This window comes from Corynebacterium sp., assembly GCF_030538285.1.
Taxonomy (GTDB): domain Bacteria; phylum Actinomycetota; class Actinomycetes; order Mycobacteriales; family Mycobacteriaceae; genus Corynebacterium.
Window position 1 is genome coordinate 1 of sequence record NZ_JAUNUG010000005.1, and the last position, 24,550, is coordinate 24,550.

22 protein-coding genes, 1 rRNA gene and 2 pseudogenes are annotated in these 24,550 nt (G+C 64.8%); 3 read left to right on the forward strand and 22 right to left on the reverse strand.

Annotated features, from left to right (window positions below):
- The 14 genes from Q4G50_RS02775 to argC form a co-directional block, all read right to left on the reverse strand.
- A 16S ribosomal RNA gene (locus tag Q4G50_RS02775) occupies positions 1-379 on the reverse strand; the annotation flags it as partial.
- Positions 380-1,014: 635 nt separating this feature from the next.
- Positions 1,015-2,280 carry a tyrosine--tRNA ligase gene (gene tyrS, locus Q4G50_RS02780; protein WP_303376122.1) on the reverse strand — a complete coding sequence of 422 codons (1,266 nt, stop codon included), beginning with the start codon at positions 2,278-2,280 and terminating at the stop codon, positions 1,015-1,017.
- Between the two features lie 43 nt (positions 2,281-2,323).
- Entirely contained in the window at positions 2,324-2,506 is a 183-nt protein-coding gene (locus Q4G50_RS02785; protein WP_303376123.1) for a Trm112 family protein, read from the reverse strand.
- A complete protein-coding gene (locus Q4G50_RS02790) occupies positions 2,503-3,105 on the reverse strand; it encodes a hypothetical protein (RefSeq protein ID WP_303376124.1) in 603 nt (200 codons plus the stop codon). Before Q4G50_RS02790 ends, Q4G50_RS02785 begins: the two co-directional genes overlap by 4 nt.
- On the reverse strand, positions 3,092-4,669 hold the full coding sequence (locus Q4G50_RS02795; RefSeq protein WP_303376125.1) for a VWA domain-containing protein: 1,578 nt from the start codon (positions 4,667-4,669) through the stop codon (positions 3,092-3,094). The genes Q4G50_RS02790 and Q4G50_RS02795 overlap by 14 nt, the downstream gene beginning before the upstream one ends.
- Positions 4,666-5,817: a hypothetical protein gene (locus Q4G50_RS02800; RefSeq protein ID WP_303376126.1), complete on the reverse strand. Its 1,152-nt coding sequence runs from the start codon at positions 5,815-5,817 to the stop codon at positions 4,666-4,668. Before Q4G50_RS02800 ends, Q4G50_RS02795 begins: the two co-directional genes overlap by 4 nt.
- A gap of 53 nt (positions 5,818-5,870) precedes the next feature.
- Positions 5,871-7,304 (reverse strand): argininosuccinate lyase, encoded by a 1,434-nt coding sequence (gene argH, locus Q4G50_RS02805; protein ID WP_303376127.1) that lies wholly within the window; start codon positions 7,302-7,304, stop codon positions 5,871-5,873.
- Positions 7,305-8,507 (reverse strand): argininosuccinate synthase, encoded by a 1,203-nt coding sequence (locus tag Q4G50_RS02810; RefSeq protein ID WP_303376128.1) that lies wholly within the window; start codon positions 8,505-8,507, stop codon positions 7,305-7,307.
- Between the two features lie 55 nt (positions 8,508-8,562).
- Positions 8,563-9,039, reverse strand: a complete 477-nt coding sequence (locus Q4G50_RS02815; protein WP_303376210.1) for an arginine repressor — start codon at positions 9,037-9,039, stop codon at positions 8,563-8,565.
- A 3-nt stretch (positions 9,040-9,042) separates the two neighbouring features.
- Positions 9,043-9,999: an ornithine carbamoyltransferase gene (gene argF, locus Q4G50_RS02820; protein ID WP_303376129.1), complete on the reverse strand. Its 957-nt coding sequence runs from the start codon at positions 9,997-9,999 to the stop codon at positions 9,043-9,045.
- A 2-nt stretch (positions 10,000-10,001) separates the two neighbouring features.
- On the reverse strand, positions 10,002-11,177 hold the full coding sequence (locus Q4G50_RS02825) for an acetylornithine transaminase (protein ID WP_303376130.1): 1,176 nt from the start codon (positions 11,175-11,177) through the stop codon (positions 10,002-10,004).
- Entirely contained in the window at positions 11,174-12,115 is a 942-nt protein-coding gene (argB, locus tag Q4G50_RS02830; RefSeq protein ID WP_303376131.1) for an acetylglutamate kinase, read from the reverse strand. The genes Q4G50_RS02825 and argB overlap by 4 nt, the downstream gene beginning before the upstream one ends.
- Before the next feature lie 9 nt (positions 12,116-12,124).
- Positions 12,125-13,276, reverse strand: a complete 1,152-nt coding sequence (argJ, locus tag Q4G50_RS02835; RefSeq protein ID WP_303376132.1) for a bifunctional glutamate N-acetyltransferase/amino-acid acetyltransferase ArgJ — start codon at positions 13,274-13,276, stop codon at positions 12,125-12,127.
- Between the two features lie 28 nt (positions 13,277-13,304).
- Positions 13,305-14,357, reverse strand: coding sequence for an N-acetyl-gamma-glutamyl-phosphate reductase (gene argC, locus Q4G50_RS02840; protein ID WP_303376133.1), 1,053 nt, complete (start codon positions 14,355-14,357; stop codon positions 13,305-13,307).
- Between the two features lie 216 nt (positions 14,358-14,573).
- Here argC and Q4G50_RS02845 point away from each other — a divergent pair, with 216 nt between their 5' ends.
- From Q4G50_RS02845 to Q4G50_RS02855, 3 genes and pseudogenes are all read left to right on the forward strand, one after another.
- Positions 14,574-15,119: a hypothetical protein gene (locus Q4G50_RS02845; protein WP_303376134.1), complete on the forward strand. Its 546-nt coding sequence runs from the start codon at positions 14,574-14,576 to the stop codon at positions 15,117-15,119.
- Positions 15,120-15,953: 834 nt separating this feature from the next.
- The gene (locus Q4G50_RS02850; protein WP_303376135.1) at positions 15,954-16,361 is read left to right on the forward strand and encodes a hypothetical protein; all 408 of its coding nucleotides are present in this window, start codon (positions 15,954-15,956) and stop codon (positions 16,359-16,361) included.
- A 33-nt stretch (positions 16,362-16,394) separates the two neighbouring features.
- Positions 16,395-17,395, forward strand: a pseudogene (locus tag Q4G50_RS02855) (IS481 family transposase).
- Positions 17,396-17,408: 13 nt separating this feature from the next.
- Here Q4G50_RS02855 and Q4G50_RS02860 read toward each other — a convergent pair.
- From Q4G50_RS02860 to Q4G50_RS14650, 8 genes and pseudogenes are all read right to left on the reverse strand, one after another.
- A complete protein-coding gene (locus Q4G50_RS02860) occupies positions 17,409-17,882 on the reverse strand; it encodes a hypothetical protein (protein WP_303376136.1) in 474 nt (157 codons plus the stop codon).
- Between the two features lie 27 nt (positions 17,883-17,909).
- Entirely contained in the window at positions 17,910-20,420 is a 2,511-nt protein-coding gene (gene pheT, locus Q4G50_RS02865; protein ID WP_303376137.1) for a phenylalanine--tRNA ligase subunit beta, read from the reverse strand.
- A gap of 27 nt (positions 20,421-20,447) precedes the next feature.
- Positions 20,448-21,494 carry a phenylalanine--tRNA ligase subunit alpha gene (locus Q4G50_RS02870; protein WP_303376138.1) on the reverse strand — a complete coding sequence of 349 codons (1,047 nt, stop codon included), beginning with the start codon at positions 21,492-21,494 and terminating at the stop codon, positions 20,448-20,450.
- A gap of 57 nt (positions 21,495-21,551) precedes the next feature.
- Positions 21,552-22,370, reverse strand: a complete 819-nt coding sequence (locus Q4G50_RS02875; protein WP_303376139.1) for an RNA methyltransferase — start codon at positions 22,368-22,370, stop codon at positions 21,552-21,554.
- 70 nt (positions 22,371-22,440) lie between these two features.
- Complete coding sequence (locus tag Q4G50_RS02880) at positions 22,441-22,869, reverse strand: TM2 domain-containing protein (RefSeq protein ID WP_303376140.1); 429 nt, start codon at positions 22,867-22,869, stop codon at positions 22,441-22,443.
- Between the two features lie 78 nt (positions 22,870-22,947).
- Positions 22,948-23,355: a TM2 domain-containing protein gene (locus Q4G50_RS02885; RefSeq protein ID WP_303376141.1), complete on the reverse strand. Its 408-nt coding sequence runs from the start codon at positions 23,353-23,355 to the stop codon at positions 22,948-22,950.
- 92 nt (positions 23,356-23,447) lie between these two features.
- Positions 23,448-24,152, reverse strand: coding sequence for a hypothetical protein (locus tag Q4G50_RS02890; protein WP_303376142.1), 705 nt, complete (start codon positions 24,150-24,152; stop codon positions 23,448-23,450).
- Positions 24,153-24,278: 126 nt separating this feature from the next.
- Positions 24,279-24,386 (reverse strand): annotated as a pseudogene (locus tag Q4G50_RS14650) (type IV toxin-antitoxin system AbiEi family antitoxin domain-containing protein); the annotation flags it as partial.
- Positions 24,387-24,550 lie beyond the last annotated feature (164 nt).

The window sequence follows — 24,550 nt, forward strand, 5'->3', positions numbered from 1 at the left end:
TTCCGCCCATTGTGCAATATTCCCCACTGCTGCCTCCCGTAGGAGTCTGGGCCGTATCTCAGTCCCAATGTGGCCGTCCACCCTCTCAGGCCGGCTACCCGTCGACGCCTTGGTAGGCCATTACCCCACCAACAAGCTGATAGGCCGCGGGCTCATCCCACACCGAAAAAACTTTCCACCCCCCACACTAAAGGAGGGTCCTATCCGGTATTAGACCCAGTTTCCCAGGCTTATCCCGAAGTGCAGGGCAGATCACCCACGTGTTACTCACCCGTTCGCCACTCGAGTACCCCAGCAAGCTGAGGCCTTTCCGTTCGACTTGCATGTGTTAAGCACGCCGCCAGCGTTCGTCCTGAGCCAGGATCAAACTCTCCACAAAAACTTCTTTAAGAAGAATCAGGCGTGAAAAGCCCAAACCCAACCAAAAACAAACAACCAGCACACCACCAAAAAAGGCAGTGATAAATGATTGTCCAAAAAAATACAAACACCCCAACCAACAAAAAAGCCAGCCAGGACACGTTCGCGTCTATCACGTGACCCCCACCAAACCCGACGGGGAAAGGACCAAGGGCCACAAAAATATACTCATGCGATCATGATCATGCCTGCACCACAACAACTCACACCAGAAAACCCAGCGCGCATTATTTACAGTGACACCCTGTTGAAGAAAGGTACCACCCGGCACACACCAACCAACCCAGAACACATCCAGACCAGCCAGCACACACAACCAACAACCACAAACAAAAGTACATTGGCACACTATTGAGTTCTCACACAACAACCGCACACAGCTACGCTACCGATCTCGTCGGGATTGTCTCTGTGGCTGGAGATTCGACTTTAGCTGACCGTTTTTCAGAAGTCAACATCCGGTTCATCTCTATGTCACTTCGTGGCCTCCGCGGTGTTCTTCGCGGCGCTCTTGGCGACCTCCATTAAGTTACTCACCCGCCCCACCTTCAGCAAATCGCCTGTTCAGATGGGGTATTGAGCGGTGTAAAGCAATCAGTCAACGACCTGCACGCCAGCGAAGTTCTTCTTACCGCGGCGCAGCACCAACCAGGATCCGTGCAGGAGATCGCTCCCGGCGGGCTCCCATTCCTCGGAGGTGATTCGCTCATTGTTCACGTATGCGCCACCTTCCTTGACGGCGCGTCGCGCATTGCCGCGGGAGTCGACCAGGCCGGAGCCGACCAGAAGGTCGACGATGGTGCGGGGCTCCCCGGCACCAACTGTGAGGACCTCGGTTTCAGAGACCGCAGAAGCCAGCGTCTTCTCATCCAGGTCTGCCAGCTCCGCGCGGCCGAACAGCGCCTGGGAGGCGAGCTCGACGGCGGCGGTGGCTTCCTCGCCGTGCACGAGGTTGGTCATCTCGCGGGCCAGGCGGCGCTGAGCCTCGCGCTTGAAGGGACGCTCGGCGACCTCGGTCTCCAGCTCGGCGAGTTCCTCAGCGTTCAAGAACGTGAACCAACGCAGGTAGCGGATGACATCGGCGTCGGAGGCGTTGATGAAGTACTGGTACCAGGTGTACGGGCTGGTCATCTCCGGATCCAGCCACAACGATCCGCCACCGGTGGACTTGCCGAACTTCTTGCCCTCCGAGTCGGTGACCAGGGGCACGGTCATGGCGTGGACGGAGGCGCCATCCATACGGCGGTTGAGATCGACACCTGCGACGAGGTTGCCCCACTGGTCGCCGCCGCCGACCTGCAGCACGCACTCGTAGTTGCGGCGCAGCTGTACGAAGTCGTTGGCCTGCAGCAACACGTAGGAGAACTCCGTGTAGGAAATGCCGTCGGTCTCCAGGCGACGCTTCACCGTGTCGCGGGAGAGCATCGTGTTGAGCGGGAAGTGCTTGCCGATGTCGCGCAGGAAGGAGATCGCGCTGAGGTCCTTGGTCCAGTCGTTGTTGTTGAGCAGCAGCGCGGCGTTGTCCCCCTCGAAGGAGACGAAGCGCGAGAGCTGTCCGGAAATGCGCTCCGACCAATCGGCCACGGTGTCGGCGGAGTTCATGGAGCGCTCCCCCACATCGCGCGGATCACCGATCATGCCGGTGGCCCCACCGGCCAGGACGATGGGACGGTGCCCGGCCTGCTGAAAACGTCGCAGCATGAGCAAAGGCACCAGGTGCCCGGCATGCAGAGAGGGGCCGGTGGGATCAAAACCGCAGTACAAGGTGATAGAGGTACCGTCGGTGGCCTCGCGCAGGGAATCCAGATCAGTGGACTGGTTGATCAGTTCGCGCCAGGACAGTTCATCAATGATGTTCATGTAGAAGAAATCTCTCGGAATCAGAAGGAAAGCGGAAGGGGCGTTACTCGGCGGTGGGCGGCCAGGGGGTCGCTTCGTCGATAAGCATCACCGGGATGCCATCGTCGATGCGATAGGCCAGACCGAGCCGCTCATTGACCAGGACCTCTTCTGGGGCGAGATAGGTCAGCGGGCCCTTGTCCTTCGGACAGGCGAGGACTTCCAACAGCTTCGGATCGAGACTCATAGTTCAGTATCGTACCTGGGGGCCGGTAGGCGCCCGAACTGCAGGCGCAGAGCCCGATTCTGGTCCTCCAGCTCACGCAGCGTGTCATCGAGGAGCGCCTGCCGGATGCGCTTGACCTCGTCGTTGAGCAGGCCCAGTGACCCGGTGGTCTGCCTGATCGCCTGCGGGTGATGCCGGTCCGTGACAGCCAGGTAACCGCGCAGCGTGGCGGGCAGATACTCATCGACGATCGCTTCCAGGACGACACGCTGCTCGGGCACATCATCCAGGCGATCCCATTCCACCAGTACCTCGCGCAGGGATCCGCGGAGCACGGCGAGAGAATCCAGCACTTCATTGGCGGGCAGCGCTGCGTAGAACTTCCGCGAGGTACGGTCCAGATCCCCCAGCAGGCTGTGTCCGTCCTTCTCCGCCGGGGCCGGTGGCAGCTCCTTGCCCCGCGCGGCCGGGGTGAGCGCGACCCCCGCACCCCACCCGAGCGCAGCCACCAGCGGCCACAGAAAGCCCAGGCCCACAATGAGGTGAACGACGATGACCACCACAGCGATGATCATCCCGACGAGGTTCTTAGGGGAGAGGAAGAAGTTATTGGTAGCCACGGATCTCCTTGAAAGCGGCCTCGAGATCACCATCGAGGGCGTCGAAGACATGACCGCCGGTCATCTCGGCCACTGCCCTCATCTCGGCGACATTCGCCTCACCGTAGAGAATGACGAACACGGGGATATCAGACTGCGGGGCATCGAGAGAGTCGTGGAAGGCCCGGAACTGCGCGAGGGTGGCACCGGACGTCACCTCCCCGTCACTCATCAGCACGATCGAGGGGATCGCGCCGTCTGCGGCTGCGACCGTGTCGAAAGCACTCATCAGGGCGGAGTACAGGGATGTCGCGCCCTCCGCACGCAGCCCCTCCACCGCCGCGGTGAGCTCCTGCGCGGGGCCCGGGTCCGAGGTGCTGAAACGCAACGTCAGCGGTTCGGCGGGGACATCCGCGAAGGGCTGGAGGCTGACACGCTCGCGATCTCGCAGGCCGACGCCGCCGGCTGCTCCCTGGGCGGTGCCGTCGATAAGCGAGAGCATGGTCTCCTGCAGCATCGACAGGCGCTCGCCCTCCATGGAACCGGAGGTGTCCAGGACGAAGGCGGTGTCGCCCGGCGGGCGCAGCTCATTGTGGAACGCGGCGACCAGCTGATCGGTGATAGCGCGGGTGGCGGGGAAGGGCAGCTCGATGAGCAGCTGATCCGCCAGTTCGGGGGGAAGATCGGTGGCGTCGACGGGGCGTCGATAAGAATCTGTCATGATCTCCGGACGCTCCAGCAACCATTCGGACAACGCGGCGACCTTCTCGCGAGCTTCCGGCTGGGCGGGTGATGCCAACGTCGACAGCGGGTAGTCCGCAGAGACCACACCATCGGCTGGGACGATGACCTCCAGGTCCGCCCCCTCCGAGACCTGGGTGTGCAGGACCGACTCGTAGTTGATCAGCGCATCCGCCCGCGAGCGGTCCTCCAGGAAAGTGTCGGTGAGCCAGCCGGAGGAACCGGAGGTCAGTGTCTGCCCGGAGAAAAAGCCCTGCAGCTGCGGGGTGATGCGCTCGATGTCGGCCTCGGTGAGGGCGGACCCGGTATCGGCCAGGGCGGTCGCCACCGACACCAGCGCCGAGAAACCGGAGTTCGACGCGGAAGGATCCGTCATGCCGAAGGTGACATCACCATCGGCGGCGGCGGTGGCGATCTCCGACCACGTCGGCTGGCGATCATCCCAGCCGAGTTCGCTGGCCTTCGTACTATCGACACCGAACGCCACCGGCGACAGGCCGATTTTCGTCTGGTCGCGGAGTTTGCCCGTGGCGCCCAGAATGTCGACGTAGCGGTTGGTGGCGAACCACGTGGCATCGTATTCGCCGTCGAAACCACCCTCCAGCAGAGTGCGGGAATTGTCCAGGGTGCCCGCCGGGAAGCTCAGCTCGATGGGGAAACCGAGGTCATCGGCCGCCTCCTCAATTACCGGTTGCAGGTCCTGCAGCTCCGTCGCGGCGACAATACGCAGCGGGGTGCCATCGGTGGTGGAACCCCCCGGAGTCGGGATAGGCAGTTCATCGCTGCACGCCGTAAGGCCCAGTGCCAGGGACAGCGCGATCAGCAGACGGGTGACTACGTTCATTCTTCGCTCTTCTCAGGCGGTGCGGGGCTGGTGTACTGGGCGCCGACGGCGTCGATCAGTTCCTCCAGCCGGTCATAGTCCGGCGGGTCGACGGTGGCCAGAAACGCCGGGGGGGCGGTGATCTCATGTTCGGCGAGAGTGTCGGCGAACAGGCTCGGATCGCCGGGGCGGAACCCGTGTTTGGCGGCCAGACGCTGCAGCTGCGGATCATTGCTGAGCAAGCGGCCGATCTCCCCGCCCGTATCGTTGAGCGCGACAAGCATGTGGGTGGAGTTGATCGTCGGATCCGGGTAGGCCACGACCATGTCACCGCGGATACGGGAATCCGCGGCCATCTGCTCGCCGAGGAACTGTGCCTCGTAGACCATGACCAGCGGGCGGGCGCCCATCCCCTGCGCGAGATAATCGGCGAAGGGCCCGGCGGAGGTCGACTCGGTGTAGCCCTGCCCCACAAACAGGGGGCTCACGGCATCGGTGACCTCGCGGACCTGAGCGTCCGTCGTGGTCACCGCCCCACCGCGGCTCACCCATGCGAGGATGGCCAGATACATGGCCGCCGAGTTGGAGGTGCGGATATCCGTCGAGGAGATCTGCACGGTGCGTGGGGAGGGGTACTCGGAACCGAGCTCATTCCAGCGGCGGCCGCTGTCGGCCAGCGCGATGTAGGCCTCCATGTCGATGAACCAGTGCCCACCGTCGTGGCGGGCCACGCCTTCCCGCTCGAGGATGCCCAGGATCGGCTCGAAGGTGGCCACCGCCATCGGCGAGTGGAAGGGGGTGTGCGTACCCCGGTTCGGGGTGCTGGCCGCGATCTTCTGCCCTGCCGGCGCGGAGGCCGGGAAGGCGAAATCGTAGATGTCCAAGTCAACGTCTGTGGCGATGCGCCGGGATCCTGCGGTGTCCACCGATACGTCATAGCCGTGGGAGGCGAAGACCTCGCGCACCTCCGGATCCTCGAAGAAGGCCCGCTTCTCCGAACCGATCACACCGGCGACCCGCGTGGTGTCCCCTCCCCCGCTCACAGCGCTCAGTCCGGGGATGGTGACCATGTCCCGTCCGACGAGGACCGCCACAACCGCCAGAATCAACAAAATCAGGCCGACGATGACAGAGCATCCCCGGCCTGATCCACGTTGTGTCTTACCCATGGCCGAAGCTTAAGGCGCTTCGACCACCTCGGCCACTCGAACGGTCTGGACCACTAACCCCTAACCGGGGTATTCGCCCACGCCAGATGTTCGCGGCTGGCCTGCGCCACGCGCTCGCGCTGCTCATTCACGCGCACGCCGGCGGTACCACCGCGGGTGGAGCGGGAGGCGACGGCGCCGTCGATCGTCAGGACCTCACGTACTGCCGGGGTCAGTCGCTCATCGACGCCCGCCAGCTCCTCGTCCGTCAGCTCGTTCAGGCCGACGCCGCGGGATTCGGCGATGCGCACGCACGCGCCGGAGGCCTCGTGTGCCTCGCGGAACGGCACGCCCTCGCGCACCATCCACTCGGCGAGATCGGTGGCCAGGGTGAAACCGGCCGGGGCCAGCTCGCGCATGCGCTCCTCGTGGAAGGTCAGCGTGGACACCAGGCCGGTCATCGCCGGGAGCAGCAGATTCAACTGGGCGACGGAGTCGACGATGGGCTCCTTGTCCTCCTGCAGGTCACGGTTGTAGGCCAGGGGCTGTGCCTTGAGGGTGGCCATGAGCCCGGTGAGGTTGCCGATGAGGCGACCGGTCTTGCCGCGCGTAAGCTCCGCGACATCCGGGTTCTTCTTCTGCGGCATGATCGAGGAACCCGTCGACCAGGCATCAGAAAGCGTGACGTAGCCGAACTCCGGGGTGCACCACGCGATGATCTCCTCCGCCAGCCGCGACATGTCCACCGCGATCTGAGCCAGGACGAAAGCGGTCTCAGCGGCGAAGTCACGCGAGGAGGTCGCGTCGATGGAGTTATCGGCGGCGGAGTCGAAGCCGAGCTCCGCGGCGATGGCCTCGGGGTTGAGCTGGAGTGAGGAGCCGGCCAATGCGCCCGAACCGTAGGGGCTGACTGCCAGGCGCTTATCCAGATCGCGGATGCGCTCCAGGTCACGCAGCAGCGGCTGGGCGTGGGCCAGCAGCTGATGTGCGAGCAGCACGGGCTGCGCGGCCTGGAAGTGGGTCTTGCCGGGCATGATCGCGTCCGGGTGGGCGGCGGCCTGGTCGACGAGGGCGTCGATAAGCTCGGTGACGCCGACGGCGATGCCGCGGACGGCGTCGCGCACCCACATACGGAACAGCGTGGCCACCTGGTCGTTGCGGGAACGGCCCGCGCGCAGACGGCCACCGACCTCCGGGCCGACGCGATCGATGAGACCGCGCTCCATCGCACCATGGACGTCTTCATCAGAGGGCTCGGGGCCGAAGCCGCCGTTGGCGACATCGCGGCCCAGCCGGTCGAGGCCTGCCAGCATCGTCTCCAGGTCAGCATCAGAAAGCAGGCCCGCGGAGTGCAGCACCTTGGCGTGCGCCTTGGAGGCCAGGACGTCGTAGGGGGCGAGCACCCAGTCGAAGTGGGTGGACACGCTCAGGGCGAACATGGCCTCGGAAGGGCCGCCGGAGAACCGGCCTCCCCACAGGGCACCTTCGTTCGTACCGCGCTTATCCATTTAATTCTTCGCCTCGCGGTCGCGCTTGTTGGCGATCTCCGAGGACAGGCCGTGGAGCTTGACGAAGCCCTTGGCCATGGTCTGGTCGAAGGTGTCACCGGTGTCGTAGGTGGCCAGGTTGAAGTCGTAGAGCGAGCTGTTGGAACGGCGGCCGTTGACGGTGATGGTACCGGCGTGGAGGACCAGGCGGATGTCGCCGGTGACGTGCTCCTGGGTGGAGTCGATGAAGGCGTCGAGGGAGCGCTTGAGCGGGCCGAACCACAGGCCGTCGTAGACCTCCTCGGACCAGCGGGCGTCGATAAGGCGCTTGTAACGGGCCAGCTCGCGCTCGACGGTGACATCCTCCAGGGCCTCGTGGGCCTTGATGAGGATCATGGCACCCGGGGCCTCGTAGATCTCGCGGGACTTGATGCCCACGAGGCGGTCCTCGACCATGTCGAGGCGGCCGACACCCTGCGCGCCACCGCGGCGGTTGAGCTCCTCGATGGCCTGCAGCACGGTGACCGGCTTGCCGTCGATGGCGACGGGCTTACCACCCTCAAACGAGATGATGAGCTCATCCGGGGCGTTGCCCAGGGTCGGCTCCTCGGTGTAGGCGTAGACGTCCTTGGTCGGCGCGTTCCACAGGTCCTCCAGGTAGCCGGTCTCGACGGCGCGGCCCCACACGTTCTGGTCGATGGAGAACGGGGAGGAGGCGGACTGCTCGATCGGCAGGTCGATCTCCTCGGCGAAGGCGATGGCCTTGTCGCGGGTCCAGGCGTAGTCGCGGGCCGGGGCGATGATCTCCAGGTCCGGGTTCTCGTTGCGGAAGCCGACCTCGAAACGGACCTGGTCGTTGCCCTTGCCGGTGCAGCCGTGGGACACGTGGGTGCCGCCGTGTTCCTCGGCAGCCTTGACCAGGTGCTTGACGATGAGCGGGCGTGAGATTGCGGAGACGAGCGGGTACTGCTTCATGTACATGCCGTTGGCCTTGATGGTCGGCAGGCAGTACTCGTCGGCGAACTCGTCGCGGGCGTCGATGACGATGGACTCGACGGCACCGGAGTCCAGGGCGCGCTGGCGCACGGACTCCATGTCCTCGCCGCCCTGGCCGAGGTCGAGGGACACGGCGACAACCTCGCCGCCGGTCATCTTGGCCAGGTACGGAATCGCGACAGTGGTGTCGAGGCCGCCGGAGTAGGCGAGGACGACGCGTGCAGACATAAGGGGTTCTCCTTGAGGTTTTGGTGATACTGATTATTGAGGATACTTGGGGGCTTTAAGCCCCGGTGAGCAGGTGTCCCAGCTCGGCGCCCGTGAGGGGCTCGCGGGCCAGGACGAAAATGGTGTCATCGCCCGCGATGGTGCCGACAGTTTCGTCCAGCCCCACCCGATCGATGAAGCTGGCCAGATACTGCGCCGCCCCTGGCGGGGTGCGTAGCACCGCGATGTTGCCCGAATGATCGGTGGCGACGACCAGCTCATCGAGCATGCGGCGCAACTTCTCCTTCGGGCCGGTCAGTTGTTCCGCGAGATGCTTCTCGACGTGGCCCACCACATAAAAGGCCCTCCCCTGGTCGGGGCGGATCTTCTTGGCACCCAGCTCGTCGAGATCGCGGGACAAGGTGGCCTGGGTGATGTCGACGCCTTCGTCGAGAAGCAGTTCGGACAGCTGCACCTGGCTGGAGACCCGGGTCTTGCCGAGGATCTCCAGGATCTTGCCCTGGCGGGCGGTGCGGGTGACGGGAGCGGACATCATCTACTCCGGCTGGTTCTCCAGCAGCCACACCATGAGCGCCTTCTGCGCGTGCAGCCGGTTCTCGGCCTCGTCGAAGACGCGGGAGGCGGGGCCGTCGATGACCTCGGCGGTGACCTCGTTGCCGCGGTAGGCCGGCAGGCAGTGCAGGAAGATCGCGCCGTCGGCGGCCTGGCCCATGATCTCCTCGGTGACCTGGTACGGGAGGAAGGGTGTGCGGCGGTCCTTGCCGTCGTCCTCCTGGCCCATGGATACCCAGGTGTCGGTGATGACCACGTCCGCGCCTGCGACTGCTGCCGTATCCGAGGTGACCTCGACAGTCGCCCCGGTTTCCTGGGCGCGAGCCTGCGCACGCTCAACGAACTCGGCCTGCGGCTGGAAGCCCTCCGGCGCGATGATCGTCATGTCCATGCCTGCGGTGGCAAAGCCGATCATGTACGAGTTGGCCATGTTGTTGTCGCCGTCGCCCAGGTAGACCGCCTTTTTTCCGTGCAGCCCGGTGGGGCCTTCCTCAGGGCAGAGGTTCTCGACACAGGTCTGCAGGTCCGCCAGGATCTGGCAGGGGTGCAGGTCATCGGACAGGGAGTTGATGATCGGCACGGTCGCGGTCTCGGCCAGGTCGTGGAAATTCTGGTGCGCGTAGGTGCGCCACACGATCATCTCCACGTAGCGCGACAGCACCGCGCCGGTGTCCTGGATCGTCTCGCCCTTGCCCATCTGGGAGGAGCCGGAGTCCACGACGATGGGATGCCCACCGAGGTGGGCGATGCCCGCGTCGAAGGAGAAACGGGTGCGGGTGGACGTCTTGTCGAAGAGCACCGCTACCGACAGCGGACCCTCGAGCGGGCGCTTCGACAGCGGGGCCTTCTTCAGCTCGGCCGCCAGTGCCAGGACCTCGGCCTGCTCGGCCGGGGTGAGGTCGTCGTCGGCCAGGAAATGCCGCACGGTGTGGGTGGTCATGGTCAGTCCTCCTTCGTGAGGTCGTTGAAGAGTGCCGAGAGCTTCTCGACGGCCGCCTCCATCTCGTTATGGCTGATAATCAGCGGCGGGGTGAGGCGGATGATGTTCTCGGCCGGGGCGTTGAGGATGAGCCCGTGGTCGAAGCCCTGCTTGACGGCCTCCTTGGCCACCGGCTTGTCCAGCACGACGCCGAGCATGAGCCCGCGCCCGCGGACGTGGTCAACGCCTTCGATCTGGTTGAGCTTCTCCGCGAAGTAGGAGCCCTTCTCCCGGACCTCGGCGCAGAAGTCCTCGTCGACAATCTCCAGCACCGCGTTGGCGGCGGCGCAGGCGATCGGGTTACCGCCGAAGGTGGTGCCGTGGGCGCCGGGCTGAAAGAGCTCGGCGGCCTTGCCGCGGGCGATGGTCGCGCCGATGGGGATGCCGCCGCCCAGGCCCTTGGCCATGGTGATGACATCCGGCAGCACGCCGTCATGCTGGAAGGCGAAGAAGTCGCCGGTACGGCCGACGCCGGTCTGCACCTCATCGCAGACCATGAGGATGCCGTGGGTATCGCACAATTCACGTACCGCCTGCAGGAACCCAGCCGGAGCAGGCACGACACCGGTCTCGCCCTGGACGGGCTCGAGGAAGATGGCGGCGACCTCGCCGGGGTTGGTCTCCACCAGTTTGGTGAGGTAGTCGACGTCGCCGTAGGGGTAGAACTCCACGCCAGTGGGCAGCGGCTCGAAGGCCTTGCGCTTGTCCGGCTGGCCGGTGAGCGCCAGGGAGCCCATGGTGCGGCCGTGGAAACCATCAACGGCGGCCAGGACCCGGGAGCGGCCGGTGAGCCGGGCCAGTTTGAAGGCGGCCTCGTTGGCTTCACCACCGGAGTTGCAGAAGAACACCCGCGCCGAGTCGTCGCCGACACGCTCCTTCAGGGTCGCGGCCGCCTGCATGGCGGGGCCGGAGGCGAAGAGGTTGGACACATGCCCCAGCTGGGAGAGCTGGTGGGTGACGGCCTCGATGATCTTCGGGTGTCCGTGGCCCAGCGCATTGACGGCGATGCCGGCGAGCAGGTCAATGTGGACGCGGCCCTGGGTGTCCTCCACGGTGGCCCCCTTGCCGGAGACGAGCTCGATCGGCGGGGTGCCGTAGTTGTTCATGAGCACGTCGTTCCACGTGAGGTGTTCGGTCACTGTTCAGCGTCCTTCCTGAAGACGGCGCCGGCGGGGTAATCGCCGCGGTCGTAGTTGTCGGGCAGCACCATGGTGCCGATACCACCCATGGTGAGCAGCTCGAGGATGACGGAGTGCGCGATGCGGCCGTCGATGACGTGCGCCGCGGACACCCCGCCCTGCACGGCGCGCAGGCAGGACTCCATCTTGGGGATCATGCCGGAGTCGAGGCTCGGCAGGATGGCCTCCAGCTCAGAGGTGACGATCTTCGACAGCAGCGAATCGCGGTTGGGCCAGTTGGTGTAGAGCCCCTCGACGTTGGTGAGGATGAGCAGTCGCTCCGCCCCGATGGCCTTGGCCAGGGCGCCGGCGGCGGTGTCGGCGTTGATGTTGTACACCTCGCCGTCCTCACCGGGGGCGATGGTGGACACGACCGGGATGCGACCGGCCTCGATGATGTCCATGACGGCCGCGGGGTTGACGTCGACGATGTCGCCGACCAGTCCGATGTCGGTGGGGACGCCACCGACGTCGACAAGCCTCTTTTCAGCGGTGAACAGGCCGGCATCCTCGCCGGAGGTCCCCACGGCGTAGGGGCCGTGCGAGTTGATCAGGCCGACGAGCCCGCGGCCGACCTGACCGAAAAGCACCATGCGGACGATCTCCATGACCTCCGGGGTGGTCACGCGGAACCCCCCCTTGAATTCGCCGTCGAGGCCGAGGCGCTTGAGCATGCTCGAGATCTGCGGGCCGCCGCCGTGCACGACGACGGGCTTGGCACCGACCGTGCGCAGGAAGACCATGTCGGCGGCGAAGGCGGCCTTGAGGTCCTCGTCGATCATGGCGTTGCCGCCGTACTTGACCACGACGATCTTGTCGCGGAAGTGCTGCAGCCAGGGCAGGGCCTCGGCCAGCACGTGCGCGCGGGCCTCATTGCTGAGCTTCTTGAGTGCTTCCATGGCGGGTTCCTAGCTGGAGTAGGCGGAGTTGATGTGGACGTAGTCGTGGGAGAGGTCCGTGGTGCGGACGGTCGCGCGGCCGGGACCGCCGGTGCCCAGGTCGACGCGGACGTCGATGTCTGCGCCGGAGAGGTCAACTTCACGGGCGGTGGGCGTGCCGGTGGTGTTCTCACACACGGCGTGGCCATTGAAGTAGACGGAGATGTTATCCGGGTCCATGTCGGCGTCGGCCATACCGACGGCGGCGAGGACACGACCCCAGTTCGGGTCGGAGCCGAACATCGCGCACTTGAAGAGGTTGTCACGGGCCAGGGTGCGGGCGGCGTTGACGGCCTGCTCTTCGTTGCCGGTGCCCTCGACGGTGACGGTGACGCGCTTGGTCACGCCCTCGGCGTCGGCCTGCATCATCCGGGCGATGTCCTCGCTGGCCTCAAGCACGGCCGCGTTGAGCTCCTCCTGGCTCGGGGTGACACCGGACGCGCCCGAGGCGAGCAGGAAGACGGTGTCGTTGGTGGAGGTCGAGCCGTCGATGTCCAGGGTGCCGAAGGTGACCTTGGATGCCGCACGCAGCGCCTCGTCAAGCATCTCGGGGCTGGCGGAGGCATCGGTGGTCAGGCACACGAGCATGGTGGCCAGCGAGGGGCTCATCATGCCGACGCCCTTGCCCATACCACCGAGGGTCCAGCCGTCGCCCTTGACCAGGGCCTCCTTCTTGACCAGGTCGGTGGTCATGATGGCCTCCGCGGCATCGCCACCATGGTCACCCAGGCCCGGAACGAGCTTCTCGACGCCCGCGTGGATCTTGTCCATCGGCAGCGGTTCGCCGATGAGACCGGTGGAACAAGCGCCGACGTCGGTGGGCGCGACGTCGAGAAGCTTCGCCACCTGCTCGACGGCCGCCTGCGCATCCCTGTCCCCCTGGGTGCCGTTGCAGGCGTTGGCGTTACCGGAGTTGAACAGGACCGCGCGGATCTGCCCATCCTGGATCGCCTCCCGAGAGATCTTCACCGGGGAGGCGACGACGCGGTTGCGGGTGAACACCGCGGCGGCGTGGAACTCGGGGCCGTTGTTGACCACGAGGGCCATGTCAGGGTTACCCGAGGGCTTGATGCCAGCGGTGAGGGCGGCAGCAGTGAAACCTGCCGGGGCGGTGATGCTCATGGGATAGGGCTTTCCGGGGTTGTGGGTTCTAGGGGGCGACGGCGGCCATGGGCAGGCCGGCGGTCTCGTCGAGGCCGAGCGAGAGGTTCATGCACTGGACGGCGGCGCCGCCGGTGCCCTTGGTGAGGTTGTCGATGGCGCCGGTCATGAGCAGCACTCCCGCGCGCTCGTTGACCTCGACCTGCAGGTGGCTCATGTTGGTGCCCACGACGTTCTGGGTCTCCGGCTGCTGCCCCACGGGAAGAAGGTGCACGAAGGGCTCGTCGGCGTAGAAGGCACGGTAGGTCTCGTACGCCGCCTCGGCGCTCACACCCTCCTTGAGGGGAGCGGTGATCGTGGTCAGGATGCCGCGCGGCAGCGGCGCCAGGACCGGGGTGAAGGAGACGGAGACGTCCTCGTCCGTCACGGCGGAGAGGTTCTGGATGACCTCCGGGGTGTGGCGGTGCTTGCCGGCGGTGTTGTAGGCGCGCAGGCTGCCCATGATCTCGGAGCCGAGCAGGCCGACAGCGGCCTTCTTGCCCGCACCGGAGACACCCGTGATGGAGACGATGGACAGGTCCGGGACGATGAGACCGCCCGCGACGGCGGGCAGGGCGGCAAGGGTGGCACCCGTCGGGAAACACCCTGGGACGGCGACGCGCTTGGCGCCGGTGAGCTCCTCCCGCTGACCGGGCAGCTCGGGGATGCCGTAGGGCCAGGTGCCGGCATGCTCGGAGCCGTAGTAGTGCTCCCACTCCCCCGCCTCCTGCAGGCGGAAATCGGCGGCGCAGTCGATGACCACGGCCTCGGGATTGGTGTCGGCCAGCGCCTGGCCGATGGGACCGGAATGGCCGTGCGGGAGGGCGAGGAACACGACGTCGTGCCCTGCCAGGACCTCAGGGGTGGTGTCCTCGATGACCCGGTCCGCCAGCTGCGGGAGGTGCGGCATGAGATCAGCGACGGACTGCCCCGCCGAGGACCCGGCGGTCAGCGCACCGATCTCCAGATCACCGGAGATGTAGGAGGGGTGCCCGAGCAGGAGGCGGAGGATCTCTCCACCCGCGTAACCGGAGGCACCAGCGACTGCAACCTTGAATGTCATGCCGACCAGTGTAGCACTTTATGCAGCCAGATGAAAAGTATGCAGACTGTCGCCATTCACCCCCAGCCGCCACCCCACAAATACAATCAGCCAGCACGCTTCCCGCTGCCCCTCTAATGTCACACGTGTCACCATCAACCCACAAGGAGACCCACGTGACACCACTGAAACGCATCGCCGCGAGCACCGCGGCCCTCATCATGATCGGGGGGGGGCATGCCAGCGGTAGCCACCGCCCATGCTGACCGCGCCATCGCCCCCGAAGAGATCGACGCCTACGTCGCAGAGTTCCAGCAAGACCCCGTCATACCCCCCGTAGTCGATGGAGTCGGCGGGGTTACTGATGCGGAATTAGCCGCCTACCATGACCTGGTCCGCGCCACCCACGCCGCCGGAGACCCAGAAACCGAACAGGTTCCGGGTGAGATGTGGTCCGATACCGTCGGCCTGCCGACGGGAGTAGACAAAACAGACGCCGACGCGGCTGAAATCGCCATCGCCACCGAGCAGGACACCCTGTCCAACATCGTGGCCGACTTTCGCGGACCGTGCGCCGTACATGACATGTGCTATTACGACGACAGAGTATACGAGTCGCGCGTGCCAAAGTGCGACATTCCGTTCCGTTCCGAACTAAAACAAACATGTAAGGTTGCCTACTCCCCATTGGCTAATCTAACCTCTCGCGGGAACTGCATGGCGACCGCAGATGGCATGTACACGATCGTGAAGCGCGTCCAGGCTTTCAAGCACCGCGATTAAAAGGACCGGACCGACAGTTTTCACATGACTTCTAACAACCACGGCAGTCGGACAGGCCAAAACCGGCCTAACACTGAAAAGAGGCTCTCAGAGTTTTGGGGATGGAACTTGCCATTTCCTGAATTTTCCTTGATGATTCTCGGGATATTCTTGCAGATATTAGTTCCGGGCGAGACAAGTTGGGGCGGAGTTTTAGGGTCCTTGCTTTTACTAGGTGGGATTGTCGCCCACGTGGTCGGAGTGCCCTTAGTTCTCACCTCCATAAAACCACAGATCGCCGACATTATATACATCGTGGGCGGCGCAGGCGCCTTTTGGTATGCGAATACTGATGCGGCAGAGTTGAATGGCTCAGTTTACATTCTACTATTTCCTTCGTTCGGCTTCATGATGGCCGGTGCCTCGTATCTATTGAGAAGGAGTATTGTTCGCGCTACTTTGAGGCATTAATCCGGAGCTATCACTAGTGCTATCGTTCGGCAGCACCCTTACCTTGAGACGATCCCCTCATCCACTCCGGAAGACTCCACACCAAGATAAACGGGCTCTAAAGCCGGAAGTGCCTCTAAACTGGGCGGATACCCCACACGACCACGGGAGGCACCGTGCCACCGCAGACCAGAAGAACCATCCGCTTTTTCGCTGACTGGGGAGCAGACTCCCCTCTCTGGGAGTCAGGCACGGACTCCTACCTGATGGCCCTGGAGGACTACGGCCTCCCCAGAGCCCTGTCGGACAGACTCCGGGCCTGGGCTTCACACTGGAAAGAGCACCATCACTGGGACACCGGGTGGGACGATCCCCGCGCCGCAGAGTACTCACAGAAGGAAGGAGATGAGCTCCTTGACGCGCTCCGCACACACGTCGCGCCCTTCGCCGACGTCATCGACGCACGGTGAACCCCGGCCATTCCGCTCGACCGACCAGCTCCTCATCCTCTCCGGCCTGCCCGCGGTCCCCTGCCCCGAGATCGCTCTCATCGTCGTCGGTCTGCTGCTCGGGATGGCTCAGCTGGACACGACAATCTGGGACTTCGTCATCCTCGGTCTGGGCGTGGCCGCCACAGCCGTGCTGCTGGCGGTGCCGCCCGGCCCGGTGATGCTCATGGGTCTGCTCATCGTCGTGGGACCCGCCCTCCTGGTAGCCGGGGGCTCGGCGGCGCTGCGCAGGTACCTAGCTGTACTTCCTCGGGAGGTTGTGAACGGTGTGAGCGAAAAGGGGAAGCCTTCGGTAGTGGTGTAGGTATCCACACGAACAACACTCACGAAGGCTTCCATGACACACCGTAACTCCCCGCTAACCGATCTGGGAAGAAAGCGACTGGTCGACCTGGTCCTGAAACAGGGCTGGACCCAACGACGAGTCGCCGAACGCTTCCAAGTCTCGGCCGCCACCGTCAACAGATGGGTCCAACGTGCCCGGGCCGGCGAAGACCTCACCGACCGTTCCAGCCGGCCACGTACCTGCCCGCATCAACTGACCAGGCGCACCGAACGACGCATCATCAAACTGCGCTTTATCCGCCGGTGGGGACCTCACCGTATCGGCTACCACCTGGGCATTCCTCGCTCCACGGTGGGTCGTGTCCTGACCCGGTACAACATGCCCCGCCTGTCGTGCATCGACCAGGCCACCGGCCTGCCGGTCCGCAAGCAACCAGCACAACGCTACGAGTATCCCCACCCCGGTGACATGGTCCACGTCGACATCAAAAAGCTCGGCCAGATCCCTGACGGAAGCGGGTGGAGGATGCACGGCCGGGGTTCTGCACAGGACCGCGCCGCAGGCCGCAGGCGTGATGTCCAGGCTCGGGCCGGGGCCAAGCCAGGGCGTGGGTATGCCTACCTACATCACGCCGTGGATGATCATTCCCGCCTGGTCTACTCCGAGATTCTGGCTGATGAGAAAAAGGAGACGGCTGCCGGGTTCTGGGCCCGGGCCTGGGCCTACTTCGATAGCCTGGGGATCACGGTGAAACGGGTGATGACCGATAACGGAGCCTGCTACCGGTCTCATGCGTTTGCCGCAGCCATCGGCCAGGACGTCTCCACCGGTTCACTCGGGCATATCGCCCGCAAACCAACGGCAAGGTCGAGCGATTCAACCGCACCTTGATGACTGAATGGGCCTACGCCCAGACCTACACAAGCGAGAAGGCCCGGCAGGCAACGTATGCGGACTTCCTCCACGACTACAATTGCCACCGAGCCCACACCGCCATCGACGGCTTAACCCCAATGCAACGCGTTCACAACGTCGCGGGGAAGTACACCTAGCCCGCCGACGGGTCTAACTGCTCAGCTGCGAGCTCATCGCCGTGGGGTTGTTCCCCACCGTGGAGGGCCCTGCGTAGGCAACGTAGTTCAGCGAACCGGAAAGCACGTGCAGGCCGCCCATGGGGTCGGCGAACACGGTGATGCCGTGGGCGTTGCCCAGCTGGCCGGCGCCGAGGGCCTGCTTCGCGCCGACAAGCCCCTGGTTCCAACAGCCGACGACGCCGGGGCCGTTACCGGAGACGATGACCGCGGGGATCTTCTCCTGCGGCGGGTTGCACTCGGGCATGGTCTTGCGGGCACCGTCGCTGACGCAGATGACGTGGGGGCCGTCCTGCGTCATGACGACGTCACAGCGGACGTCACCGGCGGCGTTGGTGAACTGGACATCGCCTTCGGCCGCGTTCGCGGCGGAGGCGCCGCCGATGAGCACGGCGGCGGAGAAGGCAGGAACGGAAAGAAGGGCCAGGGCACGACGTGAAATGGTCATGCCCTGACCCTACTTATTTTCCCGCGCCTAAGCACGCATTTCTGCGCCGAATTTTACCTTGGCCAGCTCAGCGGCCGCGAGACGACGCTCGTTGGCCTCCTCATCGGTGAGGGTGCGGTCGCCGGCGCGAAAGAGCAGGGAGAAGGCAAGCGACTTCTTGCCCTTACCGAGCTGTTCGGAGCGGTAGACGTCGAAAAGCTCGACGTCCTCGAGCAGATCCCCGCCACCTTCTGCGACGACGCGGCGCACCTGCTCGGCCGGGACATCTTCGTCGACGACCAGGGCAATGTCCTGATGCAGTGCCGGATAAGAGGACAGCACGGGGGCCGGGAAGTTCTCGGTCAGCGGCAGTGCCGTCAGATCGAGCTCCATCGCGCACGTACGCGACGGCAGGCCGAGGGCCTCCAGCACCTGCGGGTGCAACTCGCCGGCGTGGCCGACGACGGCGCCGTCGACAAGCAGGGCGGCACAACGACCCGGGTGCCACGGCAGCTGCTCGGCGGACTCAACATCTAGCTCGACATCAGCCGCGCGGGCCACGACGCGGGCGGACTCGATGGCATCGGCCCAGGTGTAAGTGCGGCCCTTGCCCCACGGGCCCTCATGTTCCAGCTGACCGGTGGCAACGGTGGCCACGTGCAGCGGCTGGTACGGCAGGGAGTCGACGAGCTCGGCGATCGTCTCATCCGAGGGCTTGGCGGCGACGGACGGCATCGGGGAGGCGTCGGAACGCTGGAAAGCGACCTGCTGCAGGCCGAAGAGAGCGACGTCATGACGCCCGCGCGCGACGTTGCGGACGACGGCGTCGAGCATCGTCGGCAGCAGTGTGGTGCCGAGGATGGCGCGGTCGGCCTCCAGCGGGTTCTGCACGTTGACGGCGTTGCGGCGGTCATCGTCGGAGTCCAGACCCCACACGTCAAAGGTGTCGTTGGCGATGAACGGGCTCGGCAGGATCTCCGCGTAGCCGTTGTAGGCCAGAGCGTGGCCGACGGCGCGCCGACGGCGCTGCGCCGGGGTCAGCCCACGGCCACCGACCGGGGTCGGCAGGACCAGCGGAATGTCCTCCAGGCCCTCGAGACGCAGGACCTCCTCCACCAGATCGGCCGGGATGCGCAGGTCGCCGCGCCAGGTCGGCGGGGTGACCTCGAGCTTGCCACCGCAGGAGGAGACAGCGACGGTGCAGCCGACCTCCTCGAGACGCTTCACGACAGTCTCGCGGGAGTACTCCACGCCCGCCAGGTCGGAGGGGTGCGAGGCGGCCATGGTGATCGTCGGCATGCCCGGCACGTCGCCGACGATGGTGCGCTCGGGCGCGATCTCTCCACCGGCGATGTCGACGAGCAGCGCACACGCCATGTCGAGGGCAACCTCAACGATGGCCGGATCGACGCCGCGCTCGAAGCGTCGAGAAGCTTCCGAGGACAGCTTGTGGCGACGCGACGTCCGCGCGACGGTGAGCGGATCCCAGGTGGCGGCCTCGAAGTAGACGTCGGTGGTCGCATCGGAGATCTCGGAGCGGGTGCCGCCCATGACGCCGGCCATGGACTGGATGCCGGTGTCATCGCAGATGACCACATCCGCAGCGTCGAGGGTGCGCTTGACGTGGTCGAGGGTCTCGAACTCCTCACCGGCTGAGGCATTGCGCACCACGAGGCCGCCAACGATCTGCGCGGCATCGAAGGCGTGCATCGGCTGGCCGAGCAGCAGCATGACGTAGTTGGTCACATCCGTGGCGGCGTTGACCGGGCGCTGGCCAGACAGCATGAGCTCGCGCTGCAGCCAGAACGGGGACTCCGTGGCCGGGTCAATGCCGGTGACCTTGCGCAGACCGAAGCGGACGGTCTTGGTCTCCTCGCGGACGTCGATAGGAAGCAGTTCGCCGGCAGCGGCAGGCACGCCGGACAGGTCAAAACCGCCAACTTCCGGCTGCTTCGCGACGTCCGCGAACTCCAGATCGAAGGCCGACGCCAGCTCGCGGCTCAGGCCGCGGGCGGAAAGAGCGTAGCCGCGGTCCGGGGTGACGTTGACGTCGAAGACGGTGTCGCCCAGGCCGAGGGCCTCGCGGGCGTCCTCACCCGGCTTGCCGTAGGCCGGATCGAACGTCTGGATGCCGGCGGACTTGTCGGTCAGCCCCAGCTCGGCGGCGGAGCAGATCATGCCGTCGGAGATGTGGTCGTAGGTCTTGCGCGCGGCGATGGCGAAATTGCCCGGCAGGACAGCACCCGGCAGGGCCACGACAACGGTGTCGCCCTCGTCGAAGTTGGTGGCGCCGCAGACGATGCCCTGCAGCTCACCGGTGCCGTTGGCGTCGCCGACATCGACCTGGCAGTAGCGGATGGGCTTTTTGAACTCGGTGAGTTCCTTGATGTCCTTGACCACGCCGAACACCAGTGGGCCGGTGGTCTCGGGGATAGGCTCGTAGCCCTCGGTCTCAAAACCGACGCGGACGTAACCGGCGTCAAGCTCCTCAGGCGTGACACCGAAGGAGGGGTTGGCGTGACGCAGCAGTCCGGTGACCCAGTTCTGTGCAAGCAGCATTGTTTCTGTTCCTCTCTAGAACCGGGGTTACTTCTGAATACCGAACGGCAGGGTGAAGCGGACGTCGCCTTCGACCATGTCGCGCATGTCGGACAGGCCGTTGCGGAACTGAAGGGTGCGCTCCAGGCCCATGCCGAACGCGAAACCGGTGTAGACCTCCGGGTCCACGCCCACCGCGCGCAGGACGTTGGGATGCACCATGCCGCAGCCGCCCCATTCGATCCAGCCAGCGCCGCCCTTCTTGTTGGGGAACCACACGTCGACCTCGGCAGAGGGCTCGGTGAACGGGAAGTAGTTCGCACGCATGCGGGTCTTGGTCTCCGGGCCGAAGAGGGTCTTGGCCAGGTGATCGAGGGTGCCGCGCAGGTGCGCCATGGTCAGACCCTTATCCACGGCCAGCCCCTCCACCTGGTGGAATACCGGGGTGTGTGTGGCGTCGAGCTCATCGGTGCGGAACACGCGACCCGGGCAGGCGATGTACAGGGGCACGTCGCGGTCGAACATGGATCGCACCTGCACCGGAGAGGTGTGGGTGCGCAGGACCTGCAGGGAGCCCTCGGCGCCGACGTGGAAGGTGTCCTGCAGGGTGCGGGCCGGGTGGTCCGGCAGAAAATTGAGCGCGTCGAAGTTGAAGTACTCTGCCTCGACCTCCGGACCGTCCTCGATCTCCCAGCCCATGCCGAGGAAGATGTCGGAGATGGTCTCCATGAGCGAGGTGATCGGGTGCAGGGCACCGACCTGCTGGCGGGTGGTCGGCACGGTGACGTCGACCTTCTCCGCCTTCAGCTGCTCCGCGCGCTGCTTGACCTCCAGCTCGGCGAGCACCTCGTTGTAGTGCTTCTCGACGCGTCCCCGCGCCATATTAACCAACCGCCCAACGTCCTTGCGCTGATCCTTCGGCAAGGTGCCCAGGGCGCGGCGGGCCTGCGGGATCGGGGCCTCATCGCCGAGGTGGTCGCGGCGGGCGACGCTCAGTTCCTCGAGGGTGGTGGCCGCGTCGAACGCGGCGAGAGCCTGGTCCGCGGCGGCGCCAAGCCCCGCCTCAGTCAGTTCAATTTCGGGAGTGTCAGACACGTGCCAAACCTCTTCGTTTTGAGCGCTAGATTTCAGACCTGTACAGCATACCCATGCTTATCCGCGGGCACGCGCCTGGGCCTTCGCCGACTCATAGAGGCAGATTGACGCGGCCGTCGCTAAGTTGAGGGACTCAGCCCGACCCCGGATCGGGATGCGTACCCGGTGGTCTGCCAGCCCCAATAGTTCCTCGCCCAAGCCATGCGCCTCGTTGCCAAACAGCCAGGCAGTGGGCTGGGTGAGCAGCTCGGCGGCGTCGTTCAGCTCTACCTCGCCGTCCGCGGCCGTAGCCAGGATCTGCAGGCCGGCGGCGCGCAGCTGCCCGAGGACGTCCTTCGTGTTGGCGTTACGGGCCACCGGCAGGTGGAACAGGGACCCGGCGGAGGCGCGGGCCGCCTTGCTCGACTGCGGATCAGTGGTTTCACCGGCGAAGACAACGGCGTCGGCGCCCATCGCGTCGGCCACACGGATGAGCGTGCCGGCGTTGCCGGGCTCAGAAGTCTCCACCGGCACGGACACCAGCTGCGGAAGCCCGCGTAACGCCTTACCGACAGTCCACAACACCGGCTCACACACCGCGAACAGGCCAGTGGTTGTCACGGTATCGGATAGGGAACGCGCCGCCTTGTCGTTGATCGGATGGACGTAGACACCCATGTGGCCGCAGGTGATGAGGATCTCCTCGAAACGGCGAGCCGCCTGCTCCGTGACAAAGACGTCCCGCGCCGCCCCGGTCGCCACCGCTGCTTCCACCGCGTTCTCCCCCTCCACGATGAACTGATTCGCTTTGCGACGCCCCGCCGCCCGCTGCAACTTAGCAGCGTTAACAATGCGCGGCGTGCGCTCGGTGAAAGGATCCGAGAAGTCGAGGTTCATGCGCTTCAGGCTAGCAGCGGCAACGACAAAGGCCCCATCACCTTCGGTGACAGGGCCGGGGCAGAGGCGCTTAGGACAACGGCACACCGTTGGAGTCAGACGCCATGCTGCCCGAACGGAGAAGAAGCTGGACGAAATCAACCAGCACCCACACCCACACGATCGCCAGGAAGATGAAACCGATGAGGATTACCGAGGTAGCCCATCCCACGATGGTCAGCACCAGCTGAATCACACCCTGCTTGGTGTATCCGAGGTAGAAATTGTGCACACCCAGAGATCCCAGGAAGAACGCCAGCAGGATCGCTGCCACCCAGGACTTCGCCGGGCCCTGCGCCTGCATCATCCCGTACTGCGGCTGCTGCTGAACACCGTACTGCTGCTGGTACTGGGGCTGGCCATACTGCGGCTGCGGCGCAGACCACTGCTGATTGCTCGCCACAGGCAGACCATTCTGGTCGTACTGCTGCTGCGGATTCTGGTCGAAGGGATTCGTCATCGTCGGCGTCCTTGGGAGAAGAGGTATGTAACCAATGTGGACACTAGCAGTTACCCAGCATTTTCTCGCCTCCTCAACCTACGCCAGGGGTACTCCGCGGCTGTCCCGCTCAAAAGGACCCGACTTGGTGAGGATCATGATCAGATCCACCAGCTCCCAGATCAACAGGGCTCCGAGAACAACCAGACCGATGAACAGCCACCAGGTGAACACCGAAACCAGCGCCAACACCAGCATGATCACACCCCGGTTAGTGTGGCCCAGGTAGAAATTGTGGATACCGAAAATACCGAAGAAGAAGCACAGCAGCGCAGCCACCACCGTGGACTTCTGCTGCACCGGGCCGGCGAACTGGGGCTGCATCGGCTGCATGGGCTGCTGCATCGGAGCGGCGGCGTACTGGGGCTGCGACGGCTGCTGGCTCCAGGCCTGCTGCGGCTGCTGGACGTCGAGGGGAAGGCCGTTATTGTCGTAGTAGTTGGACATCGTGATCTCCTGAGGGTTCGAGGTGGAACTAGCTTCTGGCCTCAGAGTAAAACGCCAGCTCAACGATGGTCCACGCAATGGGGAGCACTCCCCTAACGGTTGACTGGCACCGATTGATGACGCAGCTGATCATGAAACAGCCAGGGTCCCACTTCCACCCTGCCTTCTACCGGTGTGCCGGGCCCGGTCTGGCGTCGATGAGCAACCAGATGCACGACCTCCTTGATAGCCAGCCGCTTCGCATTGACATCATTAAGACAAGCATCAGTGAACTCCAGATGGCCCCAGCCAGACATCTCCGCGTGATTGGCCTTCCACCGGTCAATGATGAAGGTCCGCCCATTATTCTCGTTGTGGTACAGGTAGCTGTTCAGATCAATGACCACGGTGGCGTCCTCAATTCCGACGTCCCATCGATACGGGCCCAACTTGAAGTTCGGGATCGTCTGCAGTCCCCGGCGGCGGAGCTCACGGTGGAAAAACCTCTCCATCTGGCTGGACGCCCCGATCACACACTTCTCCACCACGGTTTCCAACCCTTGGCGTAGATCCAGCGGCAAGGCCGCTTTGTCTGCGTCAAACCTCTCCCTCCCCGTGAACCCGCTATACGACTGCTCCAGTGCTTTCCACCGGTCCACCCGGTTGAGCTGGGTGTCAGCCGCCACTGCCGCGGCCACCGAGACCACCGGAAAACCCTGCACCTCGGCAACGCTGCCCATCCGGGATTGCCGAGCCTCCACCAACGACGACGCCGGCACCCGATGCCCCTTCGGCACGATCGCCTGCACCGGCTGCATGAGAGTACTACGATACCCGTACAAGCTCATCGCAGTGTGACCAGAAAACACCAGCTCCGGGTACCTGTGCCGCAGCGCTGCCAACAGCTCCAGTCCTACCGGGTCCCTACCCATGTACAGCCCCCGGGACACTCGCGTTAGATCCCCTTCCTTGACGGCCTTCGCTATCTGATACCGCCCCATCCCCGACGTGTTCAGTTCCTTCGTTGTCCAATACTTCCCCTCTAAGTCCATGCTCTATTGGACTTCGAAAAGTGCCCATCGGTTCCCGCTCTGCGCAACGTCAGACACCCCACCCCCGGTAGGCCTGCGGTTCCGGACCTAAGACTGAGGGCCCGTCTGACGTTTGGCAGACCGTGGGCGGGCTCTGCGAAACGTCAGACACCCCACCACCGGTA